The sequence below is a fragment of the Candidatus Litorirhabdus singularis genome, from assembly GCF_026262625.1.
GTDB classification, from domain to species: domain Bacteria; phylum Pseudomonadota; class Gammaproteobacteria; order Pseudomonadales; family Halieaceae; genus Litorirhabdus; species Litorirhabdus singularis.
Window position 1 is genome coordinate 1846605 of record NZ_SHNN01000001.1, and the last position, 15148, is coordinate 1861752.

The following is a 15148-nucleotide window of genomic DNA, read 5'->3' on the forward strand; positions in this document are numbered from 1 at the left end:
CGGCCTGCGGTGCCCTTGCAGCAAATAATAAGCTTCATGCTGTGAGGCAAGGGCAGTGACCACGCACCTCGCCACTGTCGACTTGTTGGTTGTAGCTGCCTACATGGTGGCGTTGTTAGGGGTGGGTTACTACGCCTCCAGGCAAATCAAAGGCAGCGTGGATTATGCGGTGGGTGGGCGTAGCTTTGGACTGCCCGTACTGTTGGGTACGCTGGCTGGTTCGGTGATCGGCGCCTCTGCCACCATGGGCAAGGCCGGCAAGGCCTACGAAGTGGGTTTCGCCATAATGTTCGCCAGTGCTGCCTACTTCCTCGGCTACCTGTTGCTTGCATGGCTGGCGCCGAAGCTGCGCGCAGCCAACATAGACAGCTTGCCCGATGTTTTGGAACGTCGCTTTGGGTCTTCCATGCGACTGGTGGCCGCGGTGGTTCTGTTGCTTGTGGTAATACCTGTATTTGGTATCCAGCTAATTGCCTGTGGCCTGATCGTAGTGGAATTTATGGGCGATCTGGGGATCAGCTATGCAGAGGCGGTGGGCATTGCTGCACTGATTATCGTGCTCTACACCATGTTGGGTGGGTTGTTGGCTGTCGCCTATACTGATTTGGTTCAGGTACTGGTGATGGCTTTGGCTCTTGGCGTGTTGTTGCCTCTTATGATGACATTGGAACTGGGGGAGACGGGTCAGCTGTCAGGAGTATTACAGTCTCCGACGGGAGAGATATTGGGTGGTATGAATTGGGGCTATGTGCTGTCTTTTATTCCGGCCTTTACCGCTTTTGTAGTGATCGATCCAGGTGCCTGGCAGCGCATTGCAGCGGCGCGGCGGGCGAGTGATTTGCGGCCGGCCATGCTATTAACTGCCGCCTTTTATTTATTCTGGAGCCTATTGGTCGCTTGCCTTGGTGTTGCCGCCTTCAATCTATACCCGGATTTAATGGCAGGTGATGCGGCGATCCCGCAGCTGGTTATGGACTTTATGCCGCCAGTGCTGAAAGGTCTGTGCCTCGCCGCGATTATTGCCCTGATCATGTCCACTGCTGATTCGGCGTTGCTGATCTGTGGTACTACCGTCAGTTGGGATGTGGTGCGCGTGTTGCGTCCCAACACGGCTGATAAAACCCTGCTGTTGATCAGTCGACTAGTGATTCTGGTTGTCGGCTTGTTGGGTATTTTGTTTGCACTTAGCCCGATTCCTTTGTTTGAGATAAACCTGATCGCGCTGGGTCTCTTCGTATCCGGGCTGTTTGCTCCAGTCATGGCCGCTTTGTTTTATCACCGGGTAACCAGCCGTGCGGCCATCGTCGCTTCTGGCGTCGGCGTTGCTACTGTCCTGGGTCTCTACGCGGCCAAATTCTTGGGCGGTTACGCGCTACCCGTCGAGCCCATTTTTATCAGCCTGACGCTCAGTCTCTCCAGCCTATTTATAGTTAGCCGATTAACCTATCGGGAAGAGTTTGCAACCACACCTGTTCTCGCAAAAGACCAAGAGGTTCCCAATGTCTGTTGAATACCAAGTTAATGATGGCTGTGCCGTTTTTACCCTCGATAATGGCCCGCTTAATGTGGCCAACATGGCTATGCACAAGTCGTTCTATAAGCATTTTCTGGAATTCCAGCAGGACGATGCGGCTACGGTAGGCGTTATTGTTGGCGCCGGGGATAATTTCTGTGCGGGTGACGATCTAAAGGAAATTCGTACCGAGGCCTGGGCGCTGACGTCTACTCGCTGGGATCACCTGCTGTGGGAAGCGCGACGCAGCAAGCCCATGGTGGCCGCGATGCGAGGCTACGCATTGGGCGCCGGTTTTTTATACGCCACGCTGATGTGCGATATCAGGATTGCTGGCGAGAGCCTGAAAATAGGTACACCGGAAATCGCCTACGGCATGGGCGGCATCTCGGGTGTTACGCGTCTGGGCCTGCATTTACCGCCTGTGCATGCGGCCTACTTGGCACTGACCGGCGAAAAAATTGATGCCCATCGTGCCCGTGACATATTCCTGGTAAATGAAGTTGTGGCAGATGCCGAGGTACTTAACCGGGCTATGGAAGTCGCCAGCATGATCGCCGCCCACCCGCTACCAGCGGTGAAAGTCGAGTTGGACTGCCTGCATCGCGGCATGGAGTTAAGTCGCGCCGACGCCTGTCATTACAGCCAGCAGCAATACTGGTTGTCGCGTCAACTGCTGGGGGATGACAGCAATACCGGAACGGAAGCGCTGGCGACAATGAAGAGTAAAAGGGAGAAAGACAATGACTGAACTCACGCTGGAAGATTGTGCAGCACAGTTTCGGGCGTTGGAGCGAGACAATGATTTCCCCGCAGATTTTCGTGCACTTTTGGATCGGGCTGTGGATTGCGCAGGGTTTGGTGGCGGTATCAACTGCTTTGATCAGGAGCGAACCCTCAATGCCGTGGAACTGCGGGACGAGGTGTACCGTGTAGCTGATGGCTTGCAGCGTATTGGAGTGGGCAGGGGTACTCATGTTGCGGTGATGTTACTCAACTGCATTGAGTTCCCTGTAACGTGGCTGGCGCTGGGAGTTCTGGGTGCGGTGCAGGTTGCGGTCAACACGGGTTTTACCAGCCGCGAGCTAGATTATACTTTCAACGATGCAGACGTTGAGTTTCTCGTGGTGGGCCAGGCGTTACTAGGGCCGATTGAGAATTTGCAGCAACGCCCTGCGGCCATAACCGACGCGCGGATCATTGTAGTTGGGGCCACAGCTTTGCCTGATTATTCCAGCTGGCAGCTTATGCGAGACAGTGGCACCGTTGACTACCGCCCGAACTGGCCTATCAGTGGCCAGGATCTGCTTAATATTCAATACACATCCGGCTCCACTGGGCTGCCCAAGGGCTGCATGCTGAGCCAGAGAAGCTGGTTGATTTTCGGCTGTCAGTCGCCGGCCTTGTCAAAGGAAGGTTTTAGCAACATCTTGGCAGATCATTCATTTTTTTACCTGGATCCACAGTGGCAATTGGTAATGGCTCTGTACAGCGGGGCCACGCTGCATATTCCTGAGCGACTGTCATCCAGCAAGTTCGTTGAACGGGTTAAAGCCCACAGTATCGAATTTACGCTGTTTCCACGCCCCATCGTCGGAGAATACGGCGAGCCGGAAGATGTAGATAATTCGTTGAAGCTGATATTGGCGGTCGCCTCAGGTGTCGAAGGCACGCGCAATATCAGGCGTCGGTTCGGCTGCCCTGTTAGTGACGGCTTTGGTATGACGGAGGTCGGCGCCTGTTTGCGCGTGCCCGATGAACTCGATGACCCGGATCTGGACGGCACCTGCGGTATTCCCGGTCCTTTCCGCGAGTGTCGTATTGTTAATGAAGAGGGCGTGGATGTCACACCCGGCCAGACCGGCGAGTTGTGGGTTCGCGGTGAGGGCCTCATGCTCGGCTATTACAACAAACCAGAGGCGACGGCCGAGGCATTTGTGGGTGACTGGTTTCGCACCGGCGATTTGTTTACGCAGAACGCAAAGGGATATTACCGGATTGTGGGTCGGGTCAAGGACATGATTCGCCGCTCCAGCGAGAATATCTCGGCGCTGGAGGTTGAACAGGCCTTGACGATGGTAGATGGCGTGAAACAGGTAGCGGTGGTAGCGGTTCCCGATGACTACCGGGGTGAGGAGGTGAAGGCCTATTTATTGCTGGAGGACGGTGAGTCCAGCGTGTCTGTGCCTCCTCATCGGGTGTTGGCTGACTGTAGAGACCGTCTGGCGGTATACAAGATTCCACGGTTTCTCGAGTACGTTAGCGATTTTCCCTATACCCCCTCGCAAAAAGTGGCGAAAGCCGAATTGGTAAAGCAGAAAGCGGATCTGCGCGAAGGCGCCTGGGATGCGCTGTCTGCGGATTAGATTTTTCGGTACTGACAACTTAACTTCTTGTTGCTCCACAAGTGGGGAGCCAGCGCGAAAGATTCGGTGAAGTTCAGCCAAAAGTGGGAGCTGGTGACGCATCTCTGGCTCTACTACCGCTTCAGTCTCAGGCGCGTGGTAACAGTCACAGGGACATCGAAGACCTTCTCGCTGAACGCGGTATCACCGTCAGCCGCGAAGCGATCCGTCTTTGGTGCATCAAGTTCGGCGCTATTTATTCCCGCCGCTTGAAACGAAAGCACCCTGGCTATGGCGATACCTTCTACATTGATGAAGTCTTCGCCGGTCTGCCGGGCCACTCAGATCAGCGGCCAGCAGCACTACCTCTGGGGGCCGTAGACCAGGATGGCGAGGTGGTTCAGGGAGCGAGGTATGCGTGGTCCGGCATCCCGGCGATTCAAATCGGTAAAGCAGGCTCAGATATTTTTGCGTGCTCATGCTGCCGTTAGTAATTTATTCAATCTTGGTAGGCATCTCATCAGCGCAGAACATCATCGGAATCTCAGGGTAAGTGCGTTTGCTGATTGGGGAATGACGGTTGCTTGAGGCCAGGCGTTTCATTTGGCTGGCTTCAGGAAGTTAATTTGTCAGCACCATAGAGCGAGTTTTCCTGCGCATGCTACATTAGTCGCCATGAGATTATTGAGTTTAAAAAGTTCGGCCAGTGACGCAGACGCTCCTTATTTGGGCCGGCGATGAAGCTACTGTTGAAAATTATACTGCTATTGTTGGTCATTTCGATTGTGGGTATCTGTGCGTATCTGACGCACTCTGTGATGCAAAATCAGGCTCTGGTGACAAAGCCTGTGAGTATGAGCCACGACGACGTGGCACGTATCAAGATGCTGGTAAAACTGCACGACCCTCGGCGATTGCGCGATGGACAGGTGCACCGGGTCAGTGTCAACGAGCGCGATGTCAATTTGATGCTAGCGTCGATGCTACCGTTCCAGGAGCGTCAGCGTATGGCGGTTATGCTCAGCAGCGGTCAAGCCGATGTTCTTTATACGGGGCTGGTTGCGGCGAATGACTTCGGCAGTTATGTCAATATCGCTCTGCATTTGGAGCAGGTGGGGGCGGTTTTACAGGTTAAAGAAGTTTACCTGGGCGATGCCAAGGTACCTGGTTGGCTGCTGAACCCTGTCATTGGCCTCATCGACAGCATTCTCAAGCAACGGGTAGTGGAGTACCGGGGTGCAATGGAGTCATTGCGTACTGTTCGCGTAGCCCAAGGTCGTGCCGAAATGGTGTTTCAGTGGGAGCAGGCGCTGGCTGACAAGATTCAAGATAGGGGCCGCGATTTTCTGCTGCCACCCGCTGAGCGAAAACGTATCTTGGCCTACTACAGGCGTATTTCTGAACTGTCTTCAGATCTATCCGGCACGCCTGCATCCTTAACGCAGCTACTGCAGCCACTTTTCTCGCTGGCCAGTGAGCGCAGTGCAAATAATGGAGAATATGCCGAGGAAAATCGTGCTGTTATTCTGGCGCTGGGGTTGCTGGTCAGTGGTAGCTCCGCCCGGCACTTGAGCGATCACCCTGAGCAGCTGCCGCCACCGCCCAAGAGGATGAAACTAAGGCTGCACCGGCGTGGTGATCTGGCCAAACATTTTGTGGTTTCAGGGGCGATAGCCGCGGCTGGGGGCAAGGGTTTGGCAGACGCTATCGGCGTGGCTAAGGAGCTGGACGATTCGCGTGGTGGTACAGGTTTCAGCTTTGCCGACCTATTGGCGGACCGCTCAGGTGTTGTGCTGGTTGAGAGGGCAACTGGCTCGCAGGCGCGCCAGGTGCAGCAACGAATGGCCGCTCAGGGCCTGGTAGAGCAGGATTACATGCCCAGTATTACGTTGTTGCCTGAGGGTTTGATGGAGCTTGAGTTCAAGAGCAATTACAAGGATCTGGACAGCGCCAGCTACGCGCTGGTGGAGGACGAGATCGAACGTCGTATTGGTTCACTATCGGTGTATTGGTAAAGCGTAAGCACCGAGGCTATGGCGATACTTTTTGCATCGATGAAGTGTTCGCCGGTGTGCCGGACCATTCAGATCAACGGTAAGCAGCATCACCTGTGACGGGCGGTCGATCAGGATGACGAGGTGGTTGATGTGTATCTACAGGCCAAGCGTGATGGTGCTGCGGCGAAGAGGTTCTTCAGACGGCTGTTGCGATCTAGTGGCACTGAGCCAAGGAAAATCGTGACGGATAAATTGCGCAGTTATCCGGTGGCTCAGCGTGAGGTTATGCCTGACTCGATCCACAGTACTGAGCAGTATGAGAATAATCAGGCAGAGCAGTCACACTAGTCGACCAAGGTAAGGGAGCGAGGGGGCGTAGGTTCAAATCAGTGAGGCAGGCTCATATAGGCGTAAAAAGTACCACATACACCTGGGGCACCTTGATCAGGGCATCCGCCCACAAAGCCGCCATGGTCCGTGCCTCGTTAAAATGACTCACGGCAACTTAACGCAATCCCAACGTGGCGGCAAATCCAGCGGGTGACTGCCACGTCACGCCAGGTAAGCCTCGCCTGCTACGTCCACTGCCTGCAGCCAAACCGCATATACAGAGCATAAGCTATGGCCTATATTTAACAGTCTATGCAAAACGAAACTCCACATACCGGTCTGCGCGGCGGGTTCTTAATCGGCGACTGGGCCGTGTACCCTGACCAGAATACGATTAGTAAAGCCGAGGTATCACAGCACCTGGAACCCAAAGTCATGGAGGTGCTGTGTTACCTGGCAGAGCACCCGGGCCAGGTCATAAGTCGCGACACCCTGATCAGCGAACTATGGAAAGGTTCTTACGCCACCGATGAGGCGCTTTCCCGCGCCATCTCAGTGCTGCGCAGGCACCTGGGTGATACTCCGCGTGCCTCGAGTTATATAGCGACTGTTCCCAAGGCGGGTTACCGACTGATTATGCCGGTTTTGGCACTACCCGAACCGGAGCCGGAGCCGGAGCCCGAACCGGAGCCCGAACCGGAGCCGCAGCTCGAACCGGAGCCGCAGCCCAAACCGGAGCCCAAACCGAGAACGGCACCAGCCACCGCAGCGATACCTATTGCAGAAACAGCACCAACCACGGCATCAAGGTCGGCGGCAGCTACCGACAACTGGCGGCGATGGCGACCACTTTGGGTACTGGCACTGGGCGTTTTGTTTGTGGCCTTGTTTATTGACCGCAGCCCGGCACCCGCCCCAGACCCCTACTCACCCTCTGCTTTCGAAGACCTTTCTGACTGGTTTGAGTTTCTGGTTAGCGGCGATAACCCGTCCGACAGAATCACCGATATTGCCGTCCTCCCGTTTGAAGACATTAGCGAAATGAGCGGCAGTGCCTTTTTCAGCGATGGCCTCACGGATGAAATTATCAGTTCGCTCGGTAAGATCGAAGGCCTGAATGTCGTTGCACGCAGCTCCTCGCTAAGTTTTCGCAACCACCACCAGGACGTGCGCGCCATCGGCGGCATCCTGGAGGTACATGCTGTCATCGAGGGCACCGTAAAGCGCGCTGGCGACAGGATTCGGGTGAGCTGCCAGCTCAGTAGTACCGATAATGGCTACGTCCTGTGGTCGCAGACCTACGATAGGAAACTGGCTGATATGCTAACTCTGCAGGCAGAAATATCTACCGCTATTGTTGCCGCCTTGCGCACAGAATTGGGGCTGTCTGACTTACAGGTACCGCCCATCGCAGTCAACGAGCCCAGCATGGCCGCCTATCAGCTCTACCTCAACGCTCACTTTCTCGCCAAGTTCCGCGGCGAACAGCCCCTGCGTGAGAGCATCGAACTGTATCAGCAGGCTTTGCAGATCGACAGCGACTTCACCCGCGCGCAACTGGGGCTGGCCAACAGTCTCGCCTTGCTGCCCTCTTACAGTGCTGCAGACGAGGAGAAAATGTTTGGACAAGCACTGGAGATACTCTCGCGACTCACCACAACCAGCGCAGCGGATGCCGGCACCGCTGCGGCTATCCGCGGCTTTATCGCGTTTCGGCGCTGGCAATGGGTTGCCGCCGAGGAATACTTTCGTGACGCCCTGGTGCAGGCCCCCAGCGACCCGACTATTTATGTCGCCTATTCACAGTTACTTTCCGCTACCGGCAGACTGGAAGATGCGCTGAAAAGCGCGCAAAAAGCCCAACAACTCGATGCCGTATCACCCGTTGTTAATCAACGCCTTGCCACCGCCTATCTCTGGACCGGGGATAATCTGCGCGCCGCTGAGCAGTTCGCGATTGGCAGCGAGTTGGGTTTTATGAGCCGTCGCAGCCCGGAATACCTGATCTTCCTGCTGCGCATGCAACGCTACGACGAAGCCCGAGCTGTCATCCAGAATCTCTATGGTGACGCCGCGGCAGACTGGATGATGCAGAATATAGAATCCATCAATACTCAACCAGGGGACTCTGAACTTATCGCCGAAGCCGCAAGCGCGGTTGCCGAAGGAGCGATTATGCCCAGACTTCAGGTGGGACTATGGCTATTACTGGGCGAGCCCGAGCGTGTCTACCAGACGGTCATAAATCTGCAAGGGAACAAGAAGTCGATGGACTTTGAGCTCCTGTTCGCACTCGAGGCCTCCCAGTTTCGTGACACCTCGTATTTCAAACGACTGGCCCGGGAGAGTGGTTTAACTCAATACTGGGAGGAATTTTCACCGCCCGACCCGGACCTGTAGGCGCCCACTCAAGCTGTCATCACAGCCCGGCTACACCTTGCCCTGCTGATGCAGGGTCTTGCTCACCGCGGCAAAAAACTGCTGATAAAGCTCTGGCTGATTTTCCACTTGCGGGCCGGTCGACATGTTCACTCGCACCGTAATTCGCCCCTGCTCCTGTTGCCTGACAAATACCGTCAGTTCTGTGCGCCCGCCAATATGTGCCTGACTATCGTAGGCCGTCACTTGGTAAGCCGTCAGTACGCCCAGCCCTGCATCAAGCTCACGGATACGGAAATGGTAATCCTGCAAGGTACTGATAACCGCATGCATCAATGCCTGATACTCCACCGCTTCAAACTGCCGCGTCTGATAGCTACGCGTGGCAACCTGGTTGGCAGTGGCGCTGACATGCGGATCATAGTCAGCAACCGAGCAAGCATTGAGCAAAAGGGGAATCATAATGATGAAGATTCTCGGGTTCATGGAAGTACTCCTTGTCGGTGCAGGGTGTCTGCGAGCGCGGCGAAAAATGCCTGGTAAAAATCTGCCCGGGTATCGAGTGGGGGTCGGCGCCAGATCGATTCGGCCGGCGCTACGGCGGCCAGATCCAGACGCAGACTGGCCCCATCACGCTCTGTGGGCAGTGCCCGCAGTGACACTGTTAAAGTGCGCGACTCCTGGCTAAAGCGTGGGCCGGGCGAGCGCGCAACTAAAGTCAGCGGCGCGGCTTCGGTTTCGGTGACCAGGAACTTCAGGTCCTGGATAACAGACAGCGTAGCGCGCGCCAGTTGCTGTTCGTCGACGCCCTCAAAAGTTCTGCTTTGAAGCGCTGTGGCTGACATATCACGCGGTTCAAAGTCGGGAGCTGCCGCTACTGTAATGCTCGATAATGTCACCAGCAGTCCGCAGGCCAGCGCTGTTAACGTGGTTCCGGGCATGAATTTTTGCAACATGATTTACTCCCCAGCCTTGAGTTCAATTGAACGCATTAGCAACGTTGTGAAGGTTTCCTGGGTCTGTACCTGCACAGGAAGGAACGCAGCCCTCACCTCCACAGTAAAGTCATCGAGTTGCGTCACCGTCACGGTTCCGCCGTGCGGCGGGCAGCTGCCGTGTTGGCCGAAGAAGAGCAAGCTGCCGGGCTCATACAAGTTTCTGGTGCTAGCGGCAGAAATCACGCCAAGCTCCTTGTTCGCCTCCATTAGAGCGCAGTCCATGTCGAGCAGCACATCAATCACGTGCGTCAGCATCACCGGGTACGCCACATCTTCATAAACGCGGGTTTCCAGCTCTCTCGCCGCAGCGAACCCGGCCTGCCCAGAAAAATAGTCCACCCCCTGCTGCGGCTGCGAAACGCAACCAGCCAATAGCAACGCGAACAGGCAAATACAGCAACTGATCCTCATAGGGACTCTCCTTCCAGGAATACCGATTTGCCTAATTTGCTGAAGAACTCCTCATTAACCCGCGGCAGTTCGGTATGGTCGGCTATCACCTGGCCGCTGTCGTAAGTCATATCCCGGTCAATGCTGAGCCTTACATGCACCAACCCCCGCGGTTCCGTGGCCGCGGAGACCAACAGGGTTATATAGACACGCTGGGACACCTGCTCGGGCAGATCCATAATCATATCCTGCCCCACCAGCAGCGAAGCCAGCACAGTTACCGTGACCAGGCCGGCCTCAGCTATGGCATGCCCAGCGCCTGCCGACTCAACCGGAGCCGTCTTCTGCGCGAACAGCAGACCGGCACCGCGCTCGCCCCCGCGAATGCTGTAGCCCATGTCCTGCAGCACCGCCGCGCTCGCCTCCAGTACCAGGTCAACGTCAGCGCCAGGAAAGTGACGGGTCTGGGATTCCCGATCGGCAGCAGAGGTGGGATTAAGCTGGAACAGGGGTTCCATGGCCAGCGGTTGCGTCTGTTGCGCCTGCGGCGAAGCCGCCACCAGACACAACAGAAAAAAGACTACGCTTCGAAAACTCACGACGGCCGCCGCCTAGAATCGTGACGCGTGATAGGAAAAATCACGCACCTGTTTGGCGTCATCGAACTTGACCACAATAGTCAGCGTTCGCTGGCTGCGCCGAGTAGCTCCAGCGCTCTGCTGGTGCGAAGGTAGTATCCCGCCAACGGCAGAACTGGAGGCAGCCCCGATAAGGGAGATCAGCCCGGTGCCGCTGTGTGAATACACATACTCAGTACCGACCCTGTCATAAACCCAAACCTCTCTGCGCTCGCTGTCGGTAGAGACTATATTGGGGCTACCCAGTGCCGCCAGTACCCCCGCACCGGACATACCTATCTTAACTTCGCGCTGCACTGCCGCTACTGTCAGGCGGGCCTCTTCGTCGGCACCCAGTTCCGACTGGTGCTCTGTTGCCGTGGTGCAGCCACTGATTAGCAGCGGACACGCCAGGGCCAGCAATGTTGAGGTAATCAATTTCATAGCGTTTGCTCCTGTTACGGTTGTATAAGCTGTTGCTAACCGAGAATAGGGGCCGGCGCCTTACGTTGCCTGACGGTAAGATGATTTTTGTCTTAGGTTTGCTGATGAAAGCTGTGCAAAGGTAATGCTGCTTGCCAACCCTGGGCTGCAGAAATACTGACTTTGCGGCTGTTTAGAGCCTGATCAGGTACCGACAAGTTAGCCGGCCGGTGCTGCCAAGTTAAATGCTGTCCCTGGCGAATTCGTATTTCAAGCCGATACCGGTAGCTCAAATAGTCCACGACAATGTTTATTCCAAAAGCTTATTTGTAAGCACCGAAAACTTAATAACGCCCGCCTGCAATTATAAGGTTACTATTATGGCGAATAACTGGAGAGAAAAAATGATCAAGGTGGCATACCGAATATTGCTGGGCATAGTATTGCTCTGCTCCGGCCAGGCGCAGGCAGACTGGAAAGACCTATTAGACACGGTTACGGACACTGCAAAAGATTCCACTACCGCTAAACAGGCGACAGCCGCGCTCGGGCTCTCGGAAGAGGAAGTTGTACTCGGCCTCAAGGAGGCATTGAATACCAGCACCAGGATTGCGGTGGAGACTTTGGGTAAACAGGGCGGTTTCATGGATAATCCGCTGGTGCGGATACCGCTGCCTGAAGAGCTTGAATGGGTTGAGAAATCCCTGCGCAAGGCTGGACAGGACAAGTATGCCGATGACTTTGTGCTGACCATGAATCGGGCGGCGGAAAAAGCCGTGCCGATCGCACTGGAGCAATTTGAAGGTGCCATCAGTGCCATGACCCTCGATGATGCAAATAAAATTCTCAGCGGGCCCGATGACGCCGCTACTGCTTACTTTCGTGAGCACGCTGAAAAACCTTTGCGCGAGCGATTTTTGCCGATTGTAAAAGAGGCCACTGATGCCGCTGGTGTCACTGCTGCCTACAAGGAGATGACCAGTTACGCCGGAGGTTTTAGCAGCTTTTTCAGTAAGCAAGCGATCGATGTCGATGAGTACGTCACTGAGCAAACTCTTGATGGTTTGTTCCAGATGGTGGCCGCCGAAGAAGCGCGCATTCGCACAGATCCAGTAGCGCGAACCAGCGAGCTGTTAGAACAAGTCTTTGGCGCGAGAAAATAGCAAGAAATGGGGCACTGATGAAAGCGGTCAGCTATGGCTGCCGCCTCCAGGGTTTAACTTGCCAATAACCTCCACAGGTAGCTGGAGAAAACCGTAGTCGATCGAAGTCTTCACAGGGGCTATCAGGTAAGTGTGTATGTTCGTGTTAAACTGCTTTCCAGCCATCCACCCACCAATCTCTGCGGCTAATTGGAAGGAATAAACTAGAACATGCCGATTAATTGGTATCCCGGCCACATGCATAAGGCCAACAAGGATATGAAAAAAATCCTGCCGCAGGTGGATCTGATCATTGAATTATTGGATTGCCGCCTACCCTACAGCAGTCAGAATCCGTCCATTGCAACCCTGGCCAAAGGCAAGCCCTGTATAAAAGTACTGAGCAAGTCCGATCTGGCGGACCCTGAAATAACTCTGCAATGGCAGGAGTACTTTGAGCGGACCGCCTCGGTAAAAACCATGCTCACCGCGTTGGATCAAACCGACAAAGCGCAGAAATTGATTCAACTTTGCCACAAGATGGTGCCGCGGCTAGCCAAAGCAAAGTTTAATTTGCAAGCTATGATTACCGGTATCCCCAATGTAGGGAAATCTACCCTGATCAACACCGTTGCTGGACGCAAAGTTGCCAAAACCGGCGACGAACCAGCGATCACCAAAGGCATGCAGAGAATCCGCATCAACGAGGGTCTGGTATTGCTGGATACGCCGGGTATTCTCTGGCCAAAAATTCATAACCAGAACAGCGCTTACCGGCTGGCTGCCTCCGGGGCCATCAAAGACACGGCCATTGAGATCGAGGATATCGCCCTGTATCTCAGCGAATTTCTGCTACAGCACTACCCGAGAAACTTGATGGCGCGCTACGAAATGACTGAACTGCCCGCGTCCGACATTGAATTCCTCGAAGTAATGGGTGCTAAGCGTGGCTGCCTGCGACGTGGCGGCCGCGTAGATCTGGAGAAGGTGTCATCCATTCTGGTCAATGAATATCGCGCCGGCATGCTGGGCAACATTACCCTTGAGACACCGGCAATGGTGGTAGTCGAGGAAAAGATTATCGCCAACAACAGGTCGAAGGATACCGCCAAATTAAATGCCCGAAATTGGTAGAATCCGCTCATGAATACTTATAAGCGCCACTGATTCCAGCTAGGCGCCCCCCACCCGACATCATTTCCTACGCCGTCTGGCTCTAATACAGGTTCAACCTCAGGCGCGTGGTAACAGCCACCGCGATGTTGAAGATCTGCTCGCAGAGCGTGGCATCACAGTAAGCCGCGAAGCAATCCGCCTCTGGTGCATCAAGTTCGGTGCAATGTACGCCGGGAGATTGAAACAAAAGCACCGAGGCTATGGCGATACCTTCTACATCGACGAAGTCTTCGCCGGTGTGCCGGACCATTCAGATCAACGGCAAGTAGCATTATCTATGGCGGGCTGTTGATCAGGATGGCGAGGTGGTTGATGTATTTCTACAGGCCAGGCGAGATAGTGCAGCAGCAAAGCGCTTCTTCAGGCGCCTGTTGCGATCTAGTGGCGCCGAACCAAGGAGGATCGTGACTGATAAGCTGCGTAGCTACCCCGTAGCCCTACGGTAAGTTATGCCAGACACGATCCACAGTACTAAGCAGTATGAGAATAATCGGGCTGAACAATCTCATGAGACGCGCGTTAGCAGGCGACCAGGGTGCGAGAGCGAGGGATGTGTGGTGCGGCATTCCGACGGTTCAAATCAATTAGTCCGGCTCAGAGATTTTTGGGAGCTCATGCAGCGGTTAGTAATTTATTTAACCTGGGTAGGCATCTCATCAGCGCAGAACATCATCGGAATCTTAGGGCAACTGCGTTTACAGAGTGGGGAATGGCGGTTGCTTGAGTCGTCGGTGTGGCAATTCGTTCGCTTCAAAAAGTTAACTTGTCAGCATCATCGTGACGGATACGTTGCGCGGTTACCCGGTGGCTGAGCGGGAAGTGATGCCAGAAACGGTTCACAGTACTTAACAGTATGAGAATAACGGGGCAGAGCAATCTCATGAATCGAGTTGGGTTAGGGAGAGAGGGATGGGTAAGTTCAAACCGGTCAGAAAAGCCCCCTTATTCCCCTGTCAGTTTTTTTTACACTGGGGGTGGCTGTAGCTCCGCAGGGAAGAAAATATATCCCCTAACTTATTGTTTAAATTGTAATATATTTTTCTGGCCTCAATATTGCATTGTATTTTAGGAACTGTAATAACCTTTGTCTCACGGAGCAAAGGCTAACTTAACTTGAATTAGAATCTAAGGATGGCTAGAGATGAAAATCGGAAATAAAACTAAGGGCGCCTTGAGAAAAGCAGCGCTCATTCTGTCGCTCGGCCTCGCAGCTAATGCGGCACAAGCAGGCTTCATTGCCGTCAATTCACCCTACGTATCCGGCGGGATTTCTACATTGGGTGCGGCGGGATTTGGTGGCGCCAGCTCGACTGCGTCAGCAACTTTTGGCTACGGCGCAGGGTCGAACTACTCTGGCGACTACTGGAATTCTCTTGTGTTTACATCCGACACCATTTTCGACATCAGTCTTGCCGCTTTTCAAGGTGGAAATGGCGACAACACTGGCGTACATCTGTTCAAGTGGGATGGCGCGGTACCGGGGCCTGTAGAGCGAATTGTTAACGCAGCGTTTGATTCAGTCCCCTGCGGTGGACCGCTTGCGGGGACTTGCAACTTAGCGAGCAATGTTAGGGCAGGCGCCATCCAGGTAGGCGATGTCTTCGCCACAGGGTTAGCAGCTGGAGATTATCTGATAGGTCTCTATGAGGGCAATAACGCGCCAGATCCTGGGTCAATTGCCTTCGAACTTACCGCAAAACCTGTCCCCGCGCCTGCAACTCTTGCTCTTGTCGGACTCGGTCTGGTGGGTATTGGTAGATCCCGGAGACGCATCCGCTAGCGCAATCTTTTTCTAGCTGAAGGCGGCGCCCTTCGCGGGTACTGCCAGGTTAAGTAGC

13 protein-coding genes and 3 pseudogenes are annotated in these 15148 nt (G+C 54.6%); 11 read left to right on the plus strand and 5 right to left on the minus strand.

Annotation, left to right across the window (positions count from 1 at the left end):
• The first annotated feature begins 55 nt into the window (after positions 1–55).
• From EYC98_RS08145 to EYC98_RS08175, 7 genes and pseudogenes are all read left to right on the plus strand, one after another.
• Complete coding sequence (locus tag EYC98_RS08145; protein ID WP_279244823.1) at positions 56–1510, plus strand: sodium:solute symporter family protein; 1455 nt, start codon at positions 56–58, stop codon at positions 1508–1510.
• Entirely contained in the window at positions 1500–2264 is a 765-nt protein-coding gene (locus tag EYC98_RS08150) for an enoyl-CoA hydratase/isomerase family protein (protein WP_279244824.1), read from the plus strand. The genes EYC98_RS08145 and EYC98_RS08150 overlap by 11 nt, the downstream gene beginning before the upstream one ends.
• A complete protein-coding gene (locus EYC98_RS08155; protein ID WP_279244825.1) occupies positions 2257–3879 on the plus strand; it encodes a class I adenylate-forming enzyme family protein in 1623 nt (540 codons plus the stop codon). Before EYC98_RS08150 ends, EYC98_RS08155 begins: the two co-directional genes overlap by 8 nt.
• A gap of 66 nt (positions 3880–3945) precedes the next feature.
• Positions 3946–4446 (plus strand): annotated as a pseudogene (locus EYC98_RS21760) (hypothetical protein).
• 161 nt (positions 4447–4607) lie between these two features.
• Positions 4608–5873: a hypothetical protein gene (locus EYC98_RS08165; RefSeq protein WP_279244827.1), complete on the plus strand. Its 1266-nt coding sequence runs from the start codon at positions 4608–4610 to the stop codon at positions 5871–5873.
• Positions 5870–6200: pseudogene (locus EYC98_RS21765) on the plus strand (DDE-type integrase/transposase/recombinase); the annotation flags it as partial. The gene EYC98_RS08165 and the pseudogene EYC98_RS21765, both read left to right, overlap by 4 nt.
• A gap of 297 nt (positions 6201–6497) precedes the next feature.
• Entirely contained in the window at positions 6498–8585 is a 2088-nt protein-coding gene (locus EYC98_RS08175; protein ID WP_279244828.1) for a winged helix-turn-helix domain-containing tetratricopeptide repeat protein, read from the plus strand.
• 30 nt (positions 8586–8615) lie between these two features.
• On the opposite strand, the gene EYC98_RS08180 is transcribed toward EYC98_RS08175, so the two are convergent.
• From EYC98_RS08180 to EYC98_RS08200, 5 genes are read right to left on the minus strand one after another with little or no spacing between them, the layout of a single operon-like run.
• The gene (locus tag EYC98_RS08180) at positions 8616–9050 is read right to left on the minus strand and encodes a hypothetical protein (RefSeq protein WP_279244829.1); all 435 of its coding nucleotides are present in this window, start codon (positions 9048–9050) and stop codon (positions 8616–8618) included.
• Positions 9047–9520, minus strand: coding sequence for a hypothetical protein (locus tag EYC98_RS08185; protein ID WP_279244830.1), 474 nt, complete (start codon positions 9518–9520; stop codon positions 9047–9049). Before EYC98_RS08185 ends, EYC98_RS08180 begins: the two co-directional genes overlap by 4 nt.
• A 3-nt stretch (positions 9521–9523) precedes the next feature.
• Positions 9524–9973, minus strand: coding sequence for a hypothetical protein (locus EYC98_RS08190; protein ID WP_279244831.1), 450 nt, complete (start codon positions 9971–9973; stop codon positions 9524–9526).
• Positions 9970–10551, minus strand: a complete 582-nt coding sequence (locus EYC98_RS08195) for a hypothetical protein (protein WP_279244832.1) — start codon at positions 10549–10551, stop codon at positions 9970–9972. Before EYC98_RS08195 ends, EYC98_RS08190 begins: the two co-directional genes overlap by 4 nt.
• Before the next feature lie 12 nt (positions 10552–10563).
• Positions 10564–11013 carry a hypothetical protein gene (locus tag EYC98_RS08200; protein WP_279244833.1) on the minus strand — a complete coding sequence of 150 codons (450 nt, stop codon included), beginning with the start codon at positions 11011–11013 and terminating at the stop codon, positions 10564–10566.
• A 383-nt stretch (positions 11014–11396) separates the two neighbouring features.
• Between EYC98_RS08200 and EYC98_RS08205 the strand changes: the two genes are divergently transcribed.
• The 4 genes and pseudogenes from EYC98_RS08205 (at position 11397) to EYC98_RS08225 (ending at position 15090) form a co-directional block, all read left to right on the plus strand.
• Entirely contained in the window at positions 11397–12155 is a 759-nt protein-coding gene (locus tag EYC98_RS08205; RefSeq protein ID WP_279244834.1) for a DUF4197 domain-containing protein, read from the plus strand.
• Between the two features lie 210 nt (positions 12156–12365).
• On the plus strand, positions 12366–13268 hold the full coding sequence (gene ylqF, locus EYC98_RS08210) for a ribosome biogenesis GTPase YlqF (protein ID WP_279244835.1): 903 nt from the start codon (positions 12366–12368) through the stop codon (positions 13266–13268).
• 29 nt (positions 13269–13297) lie between these two features.
• Positions 13298–14034 (plus strand): annotated as a pseudogene (locus tag EYC98_RS21770) (IS6 family transposase).
• Positions 14035–14451: 417 nt separating this feature from the next.
• The gene (locus tag EYC98_RS08225) at positions 14452–15090 is read left to right on the plus strand and encodes a PEP-CTERM sorting domain-containing protein (protein WP_279244838.1); all 639 of its coding nucleotides are present in this window, start codon (positions 14452–14454) and stop codon (positions 15088–15090) included.
• The last annotated feature ends 58 nt before the right edge of the window (positions 15091–15148 follow it).